At 63.9% G+C, this 17,925-nt stretch carries 19 protein-coding genes, 1 tRNA gene and 1 pseudogene; 9 read left to right on the top strand and 12 right to left on the bottom strand.

What is annotated here, in order from left to right; all coding sequences use genetic code 11:
- Nucleotides 1-31: 31 nt before the first annotated feature.
- The 7 genes from IVA79_RS21375 to IVA79_RS21345 form a co-directional block, all read right to left on the bottom strand.
- Nucleotides 32-1,480 (bottom strand): ammonium transporter, encoded by a 1,449-nt coding sequence (locus IVA79_RS21375; RefSeq protein WP_247556316.1) that lies wholly within the window; start codon nucleotides 1,478-1,480, stop codon nucleotides 32-34.
- A 39-nt stretch (nucleotides 1,481-1,519) separates the two neighbouring features.
- Nucleotides 1,520-1,858: a P-II family nitrogen regulator gene (locus IVA79_RS21370; RefSeq protein ID WP_008142813.1), complete on the bottom strand. Its 339-nt coding sequence runs from the start codon at nucleotides 1,856-1,858 to the stop codon at nucleotides 1,520-1,522.
- 417 nt (nucleotides 1,859-2,275) lie between these two features.
- A complete protein-coding gene (locus tag IVA79_RS21365) occupies nucleotides 2,276-2,878 on the bottom strand; it encodes an ATP-dependent Clp protease proteolytic subunit (RefSeq protein WP_247556314.1) in 603 nt (200 codons plus the stop codon).
- Nucleotides 2,879-2,919: 41 nt separating this feature from the next.
- Entirely contained in the window at nucleotides 2,920-3,276 is a 357-nt protein-coding gene (locus IVA79_RS21360; RefSeq protein WP_247556311.1) for an SRPBCC domain-containing protein, read from the bottom strand.
- A 12-nt stretch (nucleotides 3,277-3,288) separates the two neighbouring features.
- A complete protein-coding gene (locus tag IVA79_RS21355; RefSeq protein WP_247525495.1) occupies nucleotides 3,289-3,603 on the bottom strand; it encodes a metalloregulator ArsR/SmtB family transcription factor in 315 nt (104 codons plus the stop codon).
- Nucleotides 3,604-3,642: 39 nt separating this feature from the next.
- A complete protein-coding gene (locus tag IVA79_RS21350; RefSeq protein ID WP_247556308.1) occupies nucleotides 3,643-4,944 on the bottom strand; it encodes an ammonium transporter in 1,302 nt (433 codons plus the stop codon).
- 142 nt (nucleotides 4,945-5,086) lie between these two features.
- A complete protein-coding gene (locus IVA79_RS21345; RefSeq protein WP_027535359.1) occupies nucleotides 5,087-5,425 on the bottom strand; it encodes a P-II family nitrogen regulator in 339 nt (112 codons plus the stop codon).
- 240 nt (nucleotides 5,426-5,665) lie between these two features.
- On the opposite strand from IVA79_RS21345, the gene IVA79_RS21340 reads away from it, so the two are divergent.
- Together IVA79_RS21340 and IVA79_RS21335 are read left to right on the top strand one after the other, a co-directional pair.
- Nucleotides 5,666-6,577 carry a DUF4339 domain-containing protein gene (locus IVA79_RS21340; protein ID WP_247556305.1) on the top strand — a complete coding sequence of 304 codons (912 nt, stop codon included), beginning with the start codon at nucleotides 5,666-5,668 and terminating at the stop codon, nucleotides 6,575-6,577.
- Nucleotides 6,578-6,609: 32 nt separating this feature from the next.
- Entirely contained in the window at nucleotides 6,610-7,458 is an 849-nt protein-coding gene (locus tag IVA79_RS21335) for a DUF4339 domain-containing protein (protein WP_247556551.1), read from the top strand.
- Here the strand turns inward: IVA79_RS21335 and tesB are convergent.
- Nucleotides 7,455-8,319, bottom strand: a pseudogene (gene tesB / locus IVA79_RS21330) (acyl-CoA thioesterase II). The gene IVA79_RS21335 and the pseudogene tesB overlap by 4 nt on opposite strands.
- A 137-nt stretch (nucleotides 8,320-8,456) precedes the next feature.
- Here tesB and IVA79_RS21325 point away from each other — a divergent pair.
- Nucleotides 8,457-9,677 carry a ubiquinone biosynthesis hydroxylase gene (locus IVA79_RS21325; protein ID WP_247556302.1) on the top strand — a complete coding sequence of 407 codons (1,221 nt, stop codon included), beginning with the start codon at nucleotides 8,457-8,459 and terminating at the stop codon, nucleotides 9,675-9,677.
- Nucleotides 9,678-9,746: 69 nt separating this feature from the next.
- Here IVA79_RS21325 and IVA79_RS21320 read toward each other — a convergent pair whose 3' ends face one another.
- Together IVA79_RS21320 and IVA79_RS21315 are read right to left on the bottom strand one after the other, a co-directional pair.
- Entirely contained in the window at nucleotides 9,747-9,944 is a 198-nt protein-coding gene (locus IVA79_RS21320) for a Trm112 family protein (protein ID WP_247556300.1), read from the bottom strand.
- A gap of 60 nt (nucleotides 9,945-10,004) precedes the next feature.
- Nucleotides 10,005-10,535, bottom strand: a complete 531-nt coding sequence (locus IVA79_RS21315; RefSeq protein WP_247556298.1) for a TetR/AcrR family transcriptional regulator — start codon at nucleotides 10,533-10,535, stop codon at nucleotides 10,005-10,007.
- Between the two features lie 92 nt (nucleotides 10,536-10,627).
- On the opposite strand from IVA79_RS21315, the gene IVA79_RS21310 reads away from it, so the two are divergent.
- The 4 genes from IVA79_RS21310 (at nucleotide 10,628) to IVA79_RS21295 (ending at nucleotide 14,807) form a co-directional block, all read left to right on the top strand.
- A complete protein-coding gene (locus tag IVA79_RS21310) occupies nucleotides 10,628-10,978 on the top strand; it encodes a hypothetical protein (RefSeq protein WP_247556296.1) in 351 nt (116 codons plus the stop codon).
- Nucleotides 10,979-11,180: 202 nt separating this feature from the next.
- Nucleotides 11,181-11,459, top strand: a complete 279-nt coding sequence (locus tag IVA79_RS21305) for a PepSY domain-containing protein (protein ID WP_247556294.1) — start codon at nucleotides 11,181-11,183, stop codon at nucleotides 11,457-11,459.
- A gap of 72 nt (nucleotides 11,460-11,531) precedes the next feature.
- Nucleotides 11,532-12,125, top strand: coding sequence for a cytochrome b/b6 domain-containing protein (locus IVA79_RS21300; protein WP_247556292.1), 594 nt, complete (start codon nucleotides 11,532-11,534; stop codon nucleotides 12,123-12,125).
- A gap of 180 nt (nucleotides 12,126-12,305) precedes the next feature.
- A complete protein-coding gene (locus IVA79_RS21295; protein WP_247556290.1) occupies nucleotides 12,306-14,807 on the top strand; it encodes an EAL domain-containing protein in 2,502 nt (833 codons plus the stop codon).
- Between the two features lie 13 nt (nucleotides 14,808-14,820).
- On the opposite strand, the gene IVA79_RS21290 is transcribed toward IVA79_RS21295, so the two are convergent.
- Nucleotides 14,821-15,498, bottom strand: a complete 678-nt coding sequence (locus tag IVA79_RS21290; protein WP_247556289.1) for an LON peptidase substrate-binding domain-containing protein — start codon at nucleotides 15,496-15,498, stop codon at nucleotides 14,821-14,823.
- A 33-nt stretch (nucleotides 15,499-15,531) separates the two neighbouring features.
- Nucleotides 15,532-16,455 (bottom strand): thioredoxin, encoded by a 924-nt coding sequence (gene trxA / locus IVA79_RS21285; RefSeq protein ID WP_247556287.1) that lies wholly within the window; start codon nucleotides 16,453-16,455, stop codon nucleotides 15,532-15,534.
- Nucleotides 16,456-16,730: 275 nt separating this feature from the next.
- Here trxA and IVA79_RS21280 point away from each other — a divergent pair.
- Nucleotides 16,731-16,805: transfer RNA gene (locus tag IVA79_RS21280), tRNA-Gly, on the top strand.
- 76 nt (nucleotides 16,806-16,881) lie between these two features.
- The gene (locus IVA79_RS21275; protein ID WP_247556285.1) at nucleotides 16,882-17,868 is read left to right on the top strand and encodes an NAD(P)-dependent oxidoreductase; all 987 of its coding nucleotides are present in this window, start codon (nucleotides 16,882-16,884) and stop codon (nucleotides 17,866-17,868) included.
- Nucleotides 17,869-17,925: the final 57 nt, after the last annotated feature.

Genomic DNA, 17,925 nt, shown 5'->3' with positions numbered 1-17,925 from the left:
GTCTCCGTGGAGACCGCGCCCGGGAGGAGACTTACATGTTGTAGGCGCGCTCGGTGTGCTCGGTGATGTCGAGGCCTTCACGCTCGCTCTCGACATTGGTGCGCAGACCAACGATCACGTCGACGACCTTGTAGAGGATCGCCGATCCGATGCCCGACCACACCAGCGTGGTGCCGACGCCCCAGATCTGGGACATCATCTGCGCCGCGAAGTCGTAGTCGGCGGCCTTCGGCGGGATCGCGGTGTAGTCCATGATGCCGGCGCCGCCGAGGGCGGGGTTGACGAGAATGCCGGTGCCGATGGCGCCGACGATGCCGCCGATGCAGTGCACGCCGAACACATCGAGGCTGTCGTCATAGCCGAGCGCGTTCTTCACGACGGTGCAGAAGAACAGGCAGACCACGCCGACGATCAGGCCGAGGACGATCGCGCCCATCACGCCGGAGTAGCCGGCCGCAGGGGTGACGGCCACGAGGCCCGCGACAGCGCCGGAGATGACGCCGAGCACCGACGGATGACCCTTGATGATCCACTCCGCGAACATCCACGACAGCGCGGCGGCTGCGGTGGCGACGAAGGAGTTGGTCATGGCGAGGGCTGCGCCGCCATTGGCCTCTAAGTTGGAGCCGGCGTTGAAGCCGAACCAGCCGACCCAGAGCAGCGAGGCGCCGATCATCGACATGGTCAGCGAGTGCGGAGCCATCAGCTCCTTGCCGTAGCCGACGCGCTTGCCGATCAGGAGAGCGCCGACGAGACCTGCGATGCCGGCGTTGATGTGCACCACGGTGCCGCCAGCGAAGTCGATCGCGCCCTTCTTGAAGATCCAGCCGGCGTCGGCGTTGATCTCGTCGAGCTTGGCCTGTGCCGCGGTCTTCGCCGCCGCGTCAGTGGCAGCAGCGAGCGCCTTGGCTGCATCCTGGATCAGATCCGGACCCTGCCAGTACCAGACCATGTGCGCGATCGGGAAGTAGATCAGCGTGACCCAGAGCGGGATGAACAGCGCGATCGCCGCGAACTTCATGCGCTCGGCAAAGGCGCCGACGATGAGGGCGGGCGTGATCGCCGCGAAGGTCATCTGGAAGCAGACATAGATGAGTTCCGAGATGTTGGCGTCGACCGAGAAGGTCGCCGCCTTCGTATCGGTGGTGACGCCCATCATGAAGGCCTTGGAGAAGCCGCCGATGAAGTCGGAGCCGCCGGTGAAGGTGAGGCTGTAGCCGTAGACGGCCCAGATCACGGTGACGACGCAGACGGTGTAGAACACCTGCATCAGGACGGAGAGCATGTTCTTGGAACGGACGAGACCGCCGTAGAACAGCGCGAGGCCCGGGATCGTCATCAACAGCACGAGCACTGTCGATGTCAGCATCCAGGCGTTGTCTCCCTTGTTGACCGTTGGCTCGGCGTAGGCTGCGGTCGCAGCGAACAGGCCGACTGCGAGAGCCGCCAATCCCGCGCCATAGGGACGCTTGAACGTCATATTATTCACTCCTGAATTGGATAAAGGTTGAGCGCGAAATCAGAGGGCCGCGGCATCGGCCTCGCCGGTGCGGATGCGCACCGCGTGGTCGAGGTTGATGACGAAGATCTTGCCGTCGCCGATCTGCCCGGTTTTCGCGGCAGACGTGATGGCGTCGATGGTCTTGTCGACCTGGTCGGAGGCGACAGCGACCTCGATCTTGATCTTGGGCAGGAAGCTCACGGCATATTCGGCGCCGCGATAGATTTCCGTATGGCCCTTCTGGCGGCCATATCCCTTGACTTCCGTCACCGTGAGACCGTGAACGCCGATGGCGGTCAGGGCGTCACGGACTTCTTCCAGCTTGAATGGCTTGATAATCGCCATAACAATTTTCATGGGTCCTATCCCCGCTTGGCCCGGTCCGGACATGGCCGGGCGTTTCTCGACTGGTTCGCCACGAGGGAGAAGTTCACTACGCGGGCACAGCCGCACCCCTAGAATCAAATGCCGTGCCAGATCAGGCGCGTTGCCTAACGGACTATGAAGACGGGGGTTTTCGCGTTTGACGGGTATTGCGGCGCGGTGCGCCATTCGGTCGCGCCCAAAACGTGGTCACACCTGCTCAAAAGGCGGGCACGACAGGCTGCCGACACAATGTTGCTCATGCGTCGGGCAGCGGAAAGGTATCTTATTAAGGACGAGGGCGTCGCCAAGCAGCGAAATGTCGTAGCCCTGGCGCTTGTGCTCACGAGATGCGCGGCGGCGCGTGACTAGCTTGAGCGGGGTCGAGGCCTGGCGGACGGCTCAAGACCATCAAGCGGCTTCGCGCTCTGCAAACACCCTGTCGATCAATCCCCATTCAACTCCCTGCTGCGCGGTCATGAAGTGGTCGCGGTCCAGGGTCCGTTCGACCTCCTCTTCCGTCCGTCCGCAATGTTGCGCGTAGAGCCGGGTAATGCGCCGCTTGGTTTCCTGCATTTCGTTGGCATGGATCAGGATGTCGGACGCCTGGCCCTGAAAGCCGCCGAGCGGCTGATGCACGTGAAGGCTGGCATTGGGCAGTGTGGCGCGGTGACCAGGTTCGCCGGCCATCAGCAGGAACGAGCCCATGGAGCGCGCGGTGCCCATGCATAGCGTATGAACGGGCGCCTTGATGAACTGCATGGTGTCGTACATCGCAAGCCCAGAGGTGACCACGCCGCCATAGGAGTTGATGTAGAGATTGATCGGCCTGTTCGGATTCTCCGCTTCCAGGAACAGCAATTGCGCGCAGACCAATCCGGACATCGCGTCATTGACTTCGCCGTTAAGGAAGATGATGCGCTCGCGCAGGAGTCGCGAGTAAATGTCGAAGGACCGCTCGCCACGGGCGGATTGTTCGACGACCATAGGGACGAGCTGAAGCACGTCGCGCATCGGCGACCTCCATGTCTGCGGATGATGAAGTCTCGTTGGTGTTAGGCGGCGACGCGCATCAGGCAGCAATTGCTGTTGGCCGGCTGCGGCAGCTTCGCATCATCGTCGCAGGCTTGCTGGATGATACGAAACCGCGTGCCGCCATCCGCATTCGGCCCGATCCGGAAGATGACATGGCTCTCGCGATAGGGCGGTTCGGAATCGCGAAGCCGGTAGCGCACCTCTTCGCCCGGGATCGATGTTTCAGGCGCGGCGCCCGCAAGGTCGCGATCCGGCAGCCAGCGCTCCCGCAATTCAGGAATAGTCACGGCGCGCCAGACTTTTGCCGGCGGTGCATCGAAATCGAATTCCAGCACCAGCTTCGCATCGGGGCGATCAGGTTTCACGGCATCGCTCATTGATCCCTGTCCTTATTGATCCATGTCCTTCAGGAGGTCAGCGAGGGCTTCCATGCGCTTCGGCCAGTAGGCGCGGTAGCGCGCAAGCCAGGTCCCGATGGCGGCGATTCCGTCCGGGTCGACTTCGTAGTTCACAAAGCGGCCTTGCCGCTGCTCGCGCACGAGGCCTGCTGCGCGCAGCACCGAAAGATGCTGCGACATCGCCGGCTGGCTGATCTCCAACCCGTCGCGCAAGGCGCTGGCATTCAGGCTGCCCCCAGCGAGCTTTTCAAAGACCTTTCGACGCGTCGGGTCGGCCAGCGCCTTGAAGATGTGGGCTTCGATCATGACAACACATAAGCACGCGCTTATGTGTTGTGCAAGCCCCTATTGAAGCGCTTCGCCGTGCTGCGAAATATCCAGCCCTTCGAGCTCGTGCTCACGCGATACGCGCAAGGGCACGAACAGGCCGACCAGCTTGAGCAGAACGAAGCTCACGCCTGCCGACCAGACGAAGGTGACGGCGACGCCATAGAACTGGATCAGCAGCTGCTGCGGATGGTCCTCGAACAGGCCCGCGGTGCCGCCAATGGCGCTGGTTGCGAACACGCCGGCGAGCAGGGTCCCGGTCAGGCCGCCGATGCCGTGGACGCCGAACACGTCGAGCGAATCGTCATAATTGAAGCGGTGCTTCAGCCAGGTGCAGGCCCAATAGCAAATCGCACCGGCGATAATGCCGATGACGATGCCGTGCCAGGGCGCCACGAATCCGGAGGCCGGCGTGATGGTGCCGAGACCGGCCACCGCGCCGGAGATCATGCCGAGCACCGAGGGCTTGCGCCGGGTCGACCATTCGATCGCGCCCCAGGTCAATGCGCCGGCGCAGGCGGCGAGATGGGTGGCGATGATCGCCATCACCGCGCGTGAATTGGCCGCGCCTGCCGAGCCGCCGTTGAAGCCGAACCAGCCGACCCACAACAGGCCGGTGCCCATCACCGCGAGCGACAGATCGAAGGGCGAGAGATTTTCCGTGCCGTAGCCGTGGCGGCGCCCCATCACCTTCGCCGCAACGAGGCCGCCGGTGCCGGCCGACAGATGCACCACGAGGCCGCCGGCGAAATCCAAAACGCCCATGCTGGCGAGGAAGCCGCCGCCCCACACCCAATGCGCCAGCGGAATGTAGACGAAGATGAACCAGGCGACGGAAAAAAGCAGATAGGCGGAGAACCGCATCCGGTCGGCGACCGAGCCCGCCACCAGCGCCACCGTGATGATCGCGAACGTCATCTGGTACAGCATGAACAGCGCTTCCGGGATGGTCTTCGCCGCCGGGTTGACGCTGTCCATGGTCATGCCGGCGAGAAACCAGCGGTCGAGCGTGCCGATCCACGGGCCGTCGCCGACGAAGCAGAGCGAATAGCCGAACGCGACCCAGAGAATGGAGATCAGCGCCACCGCGGCGAGGCTCTGCGCCATCGTGGCGAGCACGTTCTTCTTGCGCACCATGCCGGAATAGAACAGCGCAAGGCCGGGGATCGTCATCATCAGCACCAGCGCGGTGGCGACGATCATCCAGGCGGTGTCGGCGGCGTTGATCTCGGAAGCGGCGGCGTGTGCCGACGATGTCGTGATCGACGCAAACCCTATCGGCGCAGCGATACACGCTGCGCGGCGCAACAGTCCCGCCATCTCGTTTCCCCCAGCATAGAAATTACGTCGCACGCTATGGCCTCGTTGCCCGGTGCGATCGACGAAAGTTGTTATTTGGTTAGAGCGTTTTTCGAGTGAAGTGGATTCCGGTTCGCGCGAGGAAAACGCGTCAAACCAAAATTCAGAGCGCGTCGCTGTCGGTTTCGCCGGTGCGGATGCGCAGCGCATGGTCGATCGGCGTGACGAAGATCTTGCCGTCGCCGATCTGCCCGGTGCGCGCGGAGGCGGTGATCACACCCACGGCCTTGTCGGCGATGTCGGAGGCGACCGCGATCTCGATGCGCAGCTTGGGCAGGAAGTTCACGACATATTCGGCGCCGCGATAGATCTCGGTGTGGCCCTTCTGGCGGCCGTAGCCCTTCACTTCGGTCACGGTCATGCCGTGGACGCCGATCGCCGTCAGGGCCTGGCGGACCTCGTCGAGCTTGAAGGGTTTGATGATCGCGACGACGAGTTTCATGGTCAGGCCTATTCCCCGGGATGCGCCGCGCCGTATGTCCCCGGCGCTGCGTCAATCTGGCATCTTTCCGGGCAAATGGCACAAAAAAGTTGCAGATTGAAGCGGAAAAACGTTTGGCCGTGTGAACGGCCGCCTCTGTACAGGGCAGCCGTTCATCCTTCACAATGCATTTTTGGCATGGATGCGGTGAACCCAAGCATCCGGGCCGGTACATAAGTATGTTCGAGGGGGGGACGGTACATGGCGAGTTGGTTCTACGCATCCGAGGGCAAGCAGCAGGGGCCCTTTCCGGAAGGGCAATTCCGCGATCTCGTCGCCCAGGGCATCGTGCGCCCGGACACGCTGGTGTGGACCGAGGGCATGGCCGGCTGGCAGAAGGCCGCCGAAATCCCCGGCCTGGTTGGGGGCGGCGGCGCGCCGCCGATGATGCCGGCGGGCGGCCCGCCGATGATGGGCGGAAGTGGCTACGGCAGCGCCGGCGGTTACGCTGCGGCCGGCACCGGAGGATCGCTGGCGGTCGATTTCGGCATTCTCGAGTTCACCTGGCGGACGCTGGTGCTCGTGATCGGCTCGTGCTTCGTCATTCCGGTGCCGTGGCTGTTCGTCTGGTACACGAAATGGATCGTGCCCTGCTTCAAAGTCCCCGGCCGGCCGAATCTCAGCTTTACCGGCACTGCGATGACGCTGGTGCCCTGGTTCTTCGGCTTCATCGTTCTGGCGATCGTCATCGGCTTCATCGGCAGCCAGATCCTGAGCAATCTGCTGTTCATCGTGCAGATCGTTCTCTACTGGCTCCTGATCAAATGGTTGATCGCGAACCTCGCCTCCAACGGGCAGCCGTTGGGCTTGAGCTTCACGGGCTCCATCTGGGCCTATATCGGCTGGAATCTGCTGTTCGCGATTTCCATCATCACCATCATCGGCTGGGCCTGGGTCGCCGCGGCACAGATGCGCTGGTTCTGCCGTAGCATCGAAGGCACGCGGCGCGAGATCATCTTCAAGGGCAGCGGCCTCGGCATCCTCTGGCGCGGCATCGTCGCCGCGATCCTGTGCAGCCTGATCATCCCGATTCCGTGGGTGTATCGCTGGATCATGAACTGGTTCGCATCGGAGACCGTACTCGCGCCGCGCGGGTCGCAGGCGGGCATGTAATGGCCGCTGGCTTTCGGTAGCGGGCAGACGAGATGTCGAATCGAATCTGGTTTCATGCATCCGAAGGCCAGCAGAGAGGGCCGTTTCCGGAGCCTCAGTTCCGCGATCTGATCGCTCGGGGAATCGTGCGATCAGATACGCTGGTCTGGAGCGAAGGGATGACGGGCTGGCAAAAGGCCGGCGCGGTCCCTGGTCTCGTGCCCGGTGGGTCACCGTTGGTAGCTTCAGGCACAGACAGCGGAGGCCGGCTGTCGGTCGACTTGCCGCTATGGTCGTTCCTGGGATGGTGCATCCTGCTGGTGGTCGGCAACCTCGCCGTGGTTCCGGCTCCCTGGATCGCCACCGGCTACTATCGCTGGCTCTTCCCGCGCGTTCACGTTCCGCAGCGGCCGAACATCAGTTTCACCGGCCAGGTCGGCGATATCTGGTACGTCTTCGTCGCACTCGCGCTGGCGGGCTATGCGGGCCTTGTCGACGACCTGCTTCAGCTGGCGACGATCCCGCTCCAGGCGTTCCTGTCCTGGATGATCATGCGATGGGTGGTCGCCAATGTCAGCTCGAACGGTCAGCCGATTCCGATGACGTTCAACGGCAGCCCCTGGGTCTTTATCGGCTGGCAGCTGCTGATGTTTCTCGCCATGTTCACGATCATCGGCTGGGCCTGGGTCATGGCCGCATGGATGCGCTGGATTTGCCGAAACGTCGTGGGAACGCGGCGTGAGATGATATTCGTCGGCACGGGCCTGCAACTGCTTTGGCGAACCCTGGCATTCGGTTTCGGCTGCGTCCTGATCATTCCGATTCCGTGGCTGCTGCGCTGGTACTTCACCTGGACCATGACGCAGTTCGAGCTCGTCGAGCGCGCGAGGGCGACAGCCTAAGACTTGCGCTCGCGCACGGGAGCCTTCCTGCGCGACCGAGGCCACCAGCGTGCCGTCGGGCTTGAAGATGGAGCCGCGGGTCAAGCCGCGGCCGCCGCGCGCGCTCGGCGAGTCCTGCGCGTAGAGCAGCCATTCATCGGCGCGGAAGGGGCGGTGAAACCACATCGCGTGGTCGAGGCTCGCGGGCATCATGCGCTTGTCGAACAGCGTGCGGCCATAGCGCGCCATGATCGCGTCCAGCAGCGAGAAGTCGGAGGCATAGGCGAGCGCGCACATGTGCAGCGCCGGATCGTCCGGCAGCTTAGCTGCTGTCTTGATCCAGACGTGAATGCGGCCGTCATCGATCTTCTGGCCGAAATAGCGGCCGAGCTCGACCGGGCGCAGCTCGATCGGCCGATCGGATTCATAGTAGCGGCGGATGAAGTCCGGCATCTCCCGGAACATCGGCTGCTTCGCCACCTCCTCCGCCGTGAGTTTTTCCGGCGGGGGCACGTCAGGCATCCTGTCCTGATGGTCGAACGCGCTCTCCTCCTCGGCATGGAACGACACCATGATCGAGAAGATCGCGTTGCCGTGCTGGATCGCCGTGACGCGGCGTGTCGAGTAGCTCTTGCCGTCGCGCAGGCGCTCGACCTGGTAGATGATCGGGATCTGCGGATCACCCGGCAGGACGAAATAGCAATGCAGCGAATGCGGCAGCCGGCCCTCGACCGTGCGGCAGGCCGCCACCATCGCCTGCCCGATCACCTGACCGCCGAACACACGCTGCCAGCTCGTCTTCGGGCTGTTGCCGCGGAACAGATTCACCTCGAGCTGTTCGAGGTCGAGGATCGAAATGAGGTCGATCAGGCTTTTGGACATGAAATGAACTTTCTCGCCGTCATTCCGGTTCAATGCTCCGGTATGACACATCTGGGCCGCTCAGCCCTTGTTTCACCGCACTGTTTCGCCCAGCTCAAGTCTGCTAGCAAGACCATGGATGAGCCGGGAAGCTTGGTATGTCGGTACAGGGTAGCATTGTCATTGGTGGTGGCGCGTTTGCAGGGCTTGCGCTGGCGCTGGCGCTGCGACAGGGGCTCGGGCCCGAGATTCCCGTCGTCGTCGCCGATCCCGCGCTCGCCACGCGCCCGAGCCACGACCCCCGCGCCACCGCGATCGTGGCCGCCTGCCGCCGCCTGTTCGAGGCAATCGGCGCCTGGGACGACGTCAGGAGCGAGGTGCAGCCGATCCTCGACATGGTCGTCACCGATTCCAAGCTGGAGGACGCCACCCGCCCGGTGTTCCTCAACTTTGCCGGCGATGTCGCGCCGGGCGAGCCCTTTGCGCATATGGTCGAGAACCGCCGTCTGATCGATGCGTTGGTGGCGCGCGCCGAAGCCGAGGGCATCGATCTGCGCGCCACCGCGGTGACTTCCTACGACGCGCGTTCCGAGGGCATTGATGTGACGCTCGGTGACGGCAGCGTCGTCGCAGCAAGTCTTCTGGTCGCCGCGGACGGCGCAAGGTCAAAGCTGCGCGAGCGCGCCGGCATCGCGACCCATGGCTGGGAGTATGACCAAGCCGGCATCGTCGTCACCGTCGGCCATGAGCGCGATCACGAGGGCCGCGCCGAAGAGCATTTTCTTCCCGCAGGCCCGTTCGCGATCCTGCCGCTCTCGGGAAGACGCTCGTCGCTGGTCTGGACCGAGGGCCGCGCCGAGGCCGCGCGCATCGTTGCGCTCAGCGACGAGGAATTTCACGGCGAGCTCGAGCAGCGTTTTGGCCTGCATCTCGGTGAGGTGAAGGCGCTCGACAAGCCGCGCGCGTTTCCGCTGTCCTATTTCGTCGCGCGCTCCTTCATCGCCCCCCGCCTCGCGTTGGTCGGCGATGCCGCCCATGTCATCCACCCCATTGCGGGCCAGGGCCTCAACATGGGGTTGAAGGATGTCGCGGCGCTGGCTGAAGTCGTCGTCGATGCCGCGCGGCTCGGCATGGATCTCGGCGGGGCCGACGTGCTCGAACGCTACCAGCGCTGGCGCCGCTTCGACACCATGGCGATGGGCGTTGCCACCAATTCGCTGAACTTCCTGTTCTCCAACCAGTCGACGCTGCTGCGCACCGTCCGCGACATCGGCCTCGGCCTCGTCGACCGCGCCCCGCCGCTGAAGAACCTCTTCATCCGCCAGGCCGCCGGGCTGACGGGCGAGGTGCCAAGATTGTTGAAGGGCGAGGCTTTGTGAGGAGCGAATAGGGAGTGGCGAATAGCAAGTAGATCCATTCGCTACTCGCCACTCCCCACTCGCTCTTTCTCAATCGATCTTGCGCGCCTCTTCCGGCAGCATGATCGGGATGCCGTCACGGATCGGATAAGCCAGCTTGGCGCTGCGCGAGATCAGCTCCTGCTTTGCAGAATCGAACTCCAGCGGGCCCTTGGTCAGCGGGCAGACGAGAATCTCCAGCAATTTGGGATCGACGCTGGCTTCGGGACGGTCGGTGGGCGCGTTCATTGGGGTCTCCGGCAATCGATTGCCTCTAGCACAGAAATTCGCGCCCGCCCATCACGTGGCTCAAGTGGAAACCATCATTAAGATCTCGTCGAGCAGGGCCTGGAGCCGCGCTGCCGGCACCGGCGCCCCCGACAGGGCGAAGCCGAGAAACGTCCAGTACAGGATCTGTGCGCGGGCCTGCGCCGTCGCCGGGGCGAGCCCGCGCTTCGCCAGCAGCTGCTCGATATAGTCGAGCCTGCGGCGGTCGATCGCGCGCACGGCGCCTTGCGCGGCTGCATCGAAGGCCGCCCAGTTGCGCACCGCGCGTTCGAGATCGAGGCGCGCGCCGAACGACCTGCGCAGCAGCGCCTTCAGTGGCTCGTCGCTGGTGGCCTCGACGTCGGCGATGACCTGCTCGGCCGCGATCTCGCGCCAGCGCTTCAGCACGGCGGCGTGGAACGCGCCGAGATCGGCGAAATGCCAATAGAAGCTGCCGCGCGACACGCCCATGGCCTTCGCCAGCGGATCGGCCTTGAGCGCGGTGAAGCCGCTCTTGGCGAGCGCCTTGAGGCCTTCCTTGATCCAGTCGTCGGCGGAGAGCTGTTCGGTCATGTCGAGTTCCCGAGACTCGACCATACACTAGTGTATTGACAGCGCGAAACAAGCGGGTGCATAACCATACATCACTGTATGGAGATCTTCCCATGCGCGACCTGCTCTTGCAATGCTCCGGCCTCGCCGCGATCGTGATCGCGCTGATCCACGGCATGCTCGGCGAGACCAAGGTTTTCGCTCGCGCCCGTATCGAGCCGCCGCGGCTCCGCACGCTGATCCGGCCGGTATGGCAGGCCGGCACGGTGGCGTGGATCGGCGGCGGCGTGCTGCTGCTCGCCGCGCCCTGGATGGACTCGAACCCCGCCCGCCACTGGATCGTCGCCACATTCGCGGTCGTGTTTGGCTTTGCGGCCCTGGCCAACGCCTTCGCGACGCACGGTCGGCACTTCGGCTGGGTCGGCATGGGCGCCGTCGTCGCGCTCGCCGTAGCCGGCTACTAGCGCCGCGCATCCGTCCTGTGAGGCGTAAGGCCGCAGCAGCCGTTCAAATGCACGCGGCGCACGGAGAGCATTCGCCTTTTTGCCGACGTTAGAACTTATCTAAAGCGTTGCATGCTCGTACCGGATTGACTTCATCTCCCCCTTTGCTTCCTTCAGTTCCGCTTCGCGGCTCGCGTAGCGCACGACAGAGGAGGAGACGTTCGTGAAGGTTATTCGTGTTGTTGCCATTGCACTGGCGGTCGGGATGGGCATGGGGTCGGCGGCCATGGCCGACGGCTTCAAGGACTGCACCAAGCTCGACAAGGCGTCATGGAAGCCGGCCAGCGAGGCCGAAGCCAAGGCCAAGGCGCTCGGTTATGAAGTGCGGCGCTCCAAGATCGAGGGCTCGTGCTACGAGGTCTACGGCGTCAAGGAAGGCAAGCTTTACGAGCTGTTCTACAGCCCCGAAGATCTCAGCCTGAAGCACACGGTCGCCAAGTAAATCGCCAAGTAAGGCGTGAAGTAGACTGCGCGAATTGATCCGCGCAAAGCAGGACTCGAGGATGGTCTTTGCTTGATTGATGAAGCGATGCCAGAAGCGCGCGGGGTGTCCCACAGGACCCCCGCGGATCGAGCCGCTTCGCGGATGGTCGCAGTCTGGGATCTCCCGCTGCGCCTCTGGCACTGGGCTCTCGCGGCCTGCGTTCTGGCCGCGTGGTTCACGCCCACCGTCTATGATCAACTTCACCGCATCGTCGGCTATGCGGTGATCGGACTTCTAGCCTTCCGCCTGGCCTGGGGTTTTTGGGGAAGCCGCTATTCGCGCTTCCGCATGATCAGGGTCAGGCTCCGGGCCGCGCCGGGCTATCTCTGGAATCTGCGCCGCGGCATCACCGGCCGCTATATCGGGCTCAATCCCGCCGGCACGTTGATGCTGGTGGCGCTGCTGGTCTCGCTCGCGGTCTCGACCATCACGGGCGCGATGTCGGTGACCGTCACCTTCTTCGGCGTCTGGTGGGTCGAGGATACCCACCATTATTCGTCGGATGCGGTCATCGTCCTGGTCGTGCTGCACGTGCTCGGCGTGTTGATGATGGCGATTCTCCAGCGCGAGAATCTGATCCGCGCGATGCTCACCGGCCGCAAGCACATCCGCAATCGCCCCTAGACCTTTGCTGCCGATCACTGCTGTGGCGCTTACGGCGCGGCATCGTCGCGCGTCAATTGTCGGGATATTTCAAATTGCGCGGATGCGCTTAATGCACCGATAAGCATCCAACCAGCCACGGCACAAAATTAACGCGATTAGCTCGTTTCTAATCGACGATGTCGCCGATGGGAGGCCTGGATGTTTCGCGTTTTGTCTTGCCTTACCGTCGAGCATGACCTTCGGCTCGTCGTCCTCGCCGGTCTCGTCTGCTTCGTCGCGAGCATTGTCGCGGTCAGTATTTTCCATCGCGCGATCGCGGTGCGTGCAAGAACGCGCCTGATCTGGATCGCGATTGCCGGCGCCGCCATCGGATACGGAATCTGGGCGACGCATTTCGTCGCCATGCTCGCCTACGAGCCCGGCGTCACGACCGGCTACGGCATCGTGCTGACGACGCTTTCGCTTGCCATCGCAATGCTTCTGACGTCGGGGGGCTTCGGCGTTGCGGTCGGCGAATCCGGCCGTTGGCGGGCGGGGGCAGGCGGCGTCATCATCGGCGGTGGCATCGCCAGCATGCACTATCTCGGAATGTGGGCACTTGAAGTGCCGGGCCGCGTCGCATGGTCGCTCGACCTCGTGCTGGTCTCGATCATCCTGGGCATGTGCTTCGGTTATGCCGCCCTGGCTGTCGCGATCAAGTACCGGAACTACCGCGGAACGCTCGCGGCGGGAATCCTGCTGACTCTCGCCATCATATCGCATCATTTCACGGCGATGGGCGCGGTGCACATCACACCGGATCCAACGCGTGCGACGGGCGCCCTGTCGCTGTCTCCGGCGGTGCTCGCGCTTGCGATCGCGGGTGTCGCACTGTCCGTGCTGGGCATGAGCCTGATCGGCGTGCTGGCCGATCGTCGCCTGGCAAGCAGGACCGCCAAGTTCGAGGAGATCATCAGCCAGCTTTCGGACGCCCGGCAGCAGCTCGAGGATTCGCAGCACGAATTGCAGGAGCAGACGCTGAGGCTGGATACGGCGATCAACCATATGGTCGAGGGCCTTTGCATGTTCGATGCCGAGAAGCGGCTCGTAATATGCAACGAGCGCTACGCCAATCTGTACCGTTTGCCGCCGCAGCTGCTGCGCCCGGGAACGCCGCACGGCGACATCATCAGGCATCGCATCATCAGCGGCACGCTCAAGGGCGATACCAGCGACGTTGCCGCCAAGCAGCTGATCGCGAAGCTCGATGCCCTGCCCGTCAATGCGGTTTCGAGCCGGATCGACGAGTTCTCTGATGGCCGGTTGATCTGCGTGACGAGACAGCCGATGGCCGGGGGCGGCTGGGTGGCAACCCATCTCGATGTCACGGAGCAACGCCGGTCCGAGGCCAAGATCGCCTATATGGCACAGCATGACGCGCTGACGGAGTTGCCGAATCGCGTGCTGCTGCGGGCGAGCTTGGATCAGGCCTTTTCCATTACGCGCAATGGAGATCTCCATCTGACGGTCCTCATGCTCGATCTCGACCGCTTCAAGGAGGTCAACGACACGCTTGGCCATCCGGCGGGCGATTCGCTGTTGCGCGCGGTGGCGACGCGCTTGCGCCAATGCAGCAGGGAGATGACGTTGATCGCCCGGTTGGGCGGCGACGAGTTCGCCGTCGTGGACTACGCGACAAATCCGGTCGTGGAGGCGGCCGCCCTCGCGGAGACGATCAAAGCGGCGCTCTGCGAACCGTTTGACCTCGGCGACCATCAAGTCACGGTGGGAGCCAGCGTCGGCATAGCCATTGCGCCCCGCGACGGCGCCGATTCCGATGTCATTCTCAAGAGCGCCGATCTCGCCCTCTACGCGGCGAAGGCCGGCGGACGCGGCGCATTCCGTTTCTTCGAGCCGGAGCTGGACCAGCTCATGCACGTCCGGCGCAACCTGGAAAAGGACATGCGGAAGGCACTGGCGCGAGGTGAATTCGAGCTTCACTACCAGCCGTTCGTGAGGGTGGAGAGCGGACGAACCTGCGGCTATGAGGCGTTGTTGCGGTGGCATCACCCCGAGCGCGGTCTGGTCTTGCCTGGCGAGTTCATTCCGCTCGCCGAGGAAACCGGCCTGATCCTGCCCATCGGCGAATGGGTCTTGAGGGCGGCCTGCGCCGAGGCCGCCAACTGGCCTTCCGATCTGACGATCGCAATCAACCTGTCTCCCGCTCAGTTCAGGAGCAAGGAGCTCGTCTCCATCATTGTCGGCGCCCTCGCAACCTCAGGCATTGATCCGCAAAGGCTCGAGCTCGAGGTCACCGAAACGGTCATCATGCATGACAGCGAAGCGGTGTTCGCAGCCCTCGGACAGTTGCGCGAGCTCGGCGTGCGGATTGCCCTCGACGATTTTGGTACGGGCTATTCGTCGTTGAGCTTCCTGCAGAAGTTTCCGTTCGACAAGGTCAAGATCGACCGCAGCTTCGTCAGTGAGCTCGCCAGCGAGCGGGAAGAGGCGCGTCGAATCGCCCGGGCCGTGGTTGCGTTCGCCGTCAGCCTCGGCAAGACGACGACTGCCGAAGGCGTCGAAACCGCCGAGCAACTGGCTGTTCTGCGCGAAGAGGGCTGTAGCGAGGCGCAGGGCTACTATTTCAGCCGGCCCATGCAGGCCTCCAGGATCGCGCAATCCACCCAGCGGAAGACCGAAGCGGAAATCTGCGCGGCCTAACTGGAATACACCCTCACTGCAGCGGCGGATCGCCGCTGGTGCGCTTCTTGGCGAGGTCCATCTCGGTGACGGCGATCAGAATCTCTGCGCGGGTCTTCAGGTCGGGCGCCTCCAGCATGGCCTGCTTCTCCGCGGGGCCATAGGGCGACATCATCGCCAGCGCATTGACGAGCGCTTCGTTGGGCGCGCTTTCGACGCCTTCCCAGTCGACCTTGAGATTGTTTGCCTTCAAAAAGTCTGCCAGCACGGCCAGCAGCGCCTCGCGGTCGACCTGATCCTCGCCCATACGGGCGGTGAAGTCATCGACGAAGGCGAAGAAATCCACCTTGCACTGCCGGTAGGCGGTGAGCACTTCGAGCTCCTCGACCACCTTGAAGCGCGAGACGCCGGTGAGCTCGAGGATGTAGCGGCCGTCACCGGATTCGGCGAGCTGGGTGATGCGGCCGACGCAGCCGACGCGGAACAGCGTCGGCTTGTCGGAATTTTTCGGAGAGTGCGCGACGTCAGGCTGGATCATGCCGATCAGGCGATGGCCGTCGCGGAAGGAATCATCGACCATCGCAAGGTAGCGCGGCTCGAAGATGTTGAGCGGCATCTGGCCGCGGGGCAGCAGCAGCGCGCCCGGCAGCGGAAACACCGGAATGATCTCCGGCAGGTCAGCGGGCCCGCGATATTCGATGTTGATCGGCATCTGCCCGGTCCCCCTGGCGTTGCCAGCACGCCGTTACGAAAACAGGATCGTCGACAAACGCTTGCGTCCCTCGACGGTTGCATCATCCGTGCCGCCCCAGGCCTCGAAGAACTGCACCAGCTGCTTGCGGGCGCCGTCGTCGTTCCATTTGCGGTCGCGCTTGACGATCTCGAGCAGCTGCGCGGTGGCAGCAGTGCGGTCGCCTTGCGCGTTGAGCGCGGTCGCCAGATCGAATCGCGCTTGATGATCGAGCGGGTTTGCGGCGACTTTCTGTTCCAGCTCCGCGACCGGTCCGAGCGATTGGGCCTGCTCGGCGAGATCGATCGCGGTCTGCACGGCCTTCACCGCGGGGTCGTTGCGCTTGGATTCCGGCACCATGGCCAGCGTCTGCTTGGCCTGCTCCATCGCGCCGGAGACGGCGTAGCATTTTGCGAGCCCGGCAAGCGCGGCGATATTGGTCGAATCGTACTGAAGCACCTCGGCATAAATCTGCGCGGCGGCCGCGGCATCGCCCTCGGCGAGCACGGCCTCGGCCTCTTGCAGGATTTCAGCGATGTTCGGCTCACCCGGCGCGACCACGCCCTTGGTCAGCTTTTCGATGAAGGCATTGAGCTGGCTCTCGGGCACCGCGCCCATGAAGCCGTCGGCCGGCTGGCCATTGACGAAGGCGATCACGGCCGGGATCGACTGGATGCCCATCTGGCCGGGGATCGCCGGGTGCTGGTCGATGTTCATCTTGACCAGCTTGACCTTGCCCTTGGCCGCCTTGACCGCCTTTTCCAGCAGGGGGGTCAGCTGCTTGCAGGGGCCGCACCACTCCGCCCAGAAATCGATCAGCACAGGCTGGCGCTTCGATTCCTCGATGACGTCCTTCACGAAGGTCTGGGTGGTGGTGTCCTTGATCAGGTCGGCCGCAGCCGGGCCTGCCGCTCCGTTACCCTGGTCGATGATCGTCACGGGATCCCCTCGTCTGATGTCCGGAATGGCGGGTCTTTAGCACGTCGCCGCTTCCTATGCTTCGCTGTCGGCTCCTAAATTGGGCCGAATGGGCCGAATTTCAATCCACCGCGGCCGATTCGGCAGTTCCGGGGCCTTTTCGGGCGATTTGGTCACATCCGGGGTCGATATGGGGCCTCCAAATGCGAATTGATGCCGCCGGTAGCTGTTGCATTCCCCTCCCGCTTTTGGCATACGACAGCCGTTGCCGGCGCGTCACGCGACCGACACAGGATGCGGGTGTAGCTCAGTGGTAGAGCACGACCTTGCCAAGGTCGGGGTCGAGGGTTCGAGCCCCTTCGCCCGCTCCAATTTTCTCCAGAGCATCCAGCTGATCCGGGCGGAAACGTGGTTCTCCACGCCGCTGGCGGCTGTCTTGGGTTCGCGATGGCAATCCTAATCACCGGCAGCGCGGGCCACCTCGGCGAGGCCATCCTCCGAACGCTCCGTGGGCGCGGTTTGCCCGCGCGTGGGGTTGATCTGAAGCCATCGCCCTTCACCGATGCCGTCGGCTCAATCACGGACCCCGGCTTCGTGCGGCGCCAGATGGATGGCGTCACTGCTGTGATCCACACCGCGACGCTGCACAAGCCGCATGTGGCGACCCACGCCAAGCGGGATTTCGTCGACACCAACGTGTCAGGCACGCTCAATCTGCTCGAGGCGGCCGTGGCCGCCGGCGTGACGAGCTTCGTCTTCACCAGCACCACCAGCGCGTTCGGCTCGCAGCTTCGCCCCGCGGCGGGCCAGGCGGCCGTGTGGGTCACCGAGGATTTGCCGTCCGTGCCGAAGAACATCTACGGCACGACAAAGCTGATGGCCGAGAACCTGTGCGAGTTGTTCTATCGCGAGCGCGGACTGCCGATCGTCGTCTTGCGGACCTCGCGCTTCTTTCCGGAGGCTGACGATGATCCGGCGATGCGGTCGGCGTACACGACGGAGAACGCGCAGGCCAATGAGCTGCTGTATCGCCGGCTCGATATCGCGGACGCGGTGAGCGCTCATCTGCTCGCTGCCGAACGCGCGCCGAAGATCGGCTTCGCCCGCTACATCGTCTCGGCCACCAGCCCGTTCGAGCAACGCCAACTCGCGGCGCTCGCGCACAACGCGGCCGATGCCGTGCGCGAGCTTTATCCGGATTGCGCGCAGCTCTATGCGGCGCGCGGCTGGAACCTCTTCCCCGCCATCGACCGCGTCTATGTCAACGAACGCGCGCGGCGCGAGCTGGGCTGGCGGCCCGAATTCGACTTCGCGCATGTGCTACGCAGCCTTCGCCAGGGTCGCGATTTTCGCAGCCCGCTGGCGCGCGAAATCGGCTCAAAAGGCTATCATGACGCTGTGTTCGACGACGGGCCCTACCCCGTCGCCGGTTAAGCGCCGCGTTTGCTATTTTGCGCGACAGGTCAAATGCCTGTCCGGCGCACCGCGAGC

Origin of the sequence: Bradyrhizobium sp. 138 (assembly GCF_023074075.1) — a bacterium.
Classification (GTDB): Bacteria; Pseudomonadota; Alphaproteobacteria; order Rhizobiales; family Xanthobacteraceae; genus Bradyrhizobium.
The sequence above is the reverse complement of the archived record's forward strand: the minus strand, read 5'-3'. Positions and strand labels throughout refer to the sequence as shown.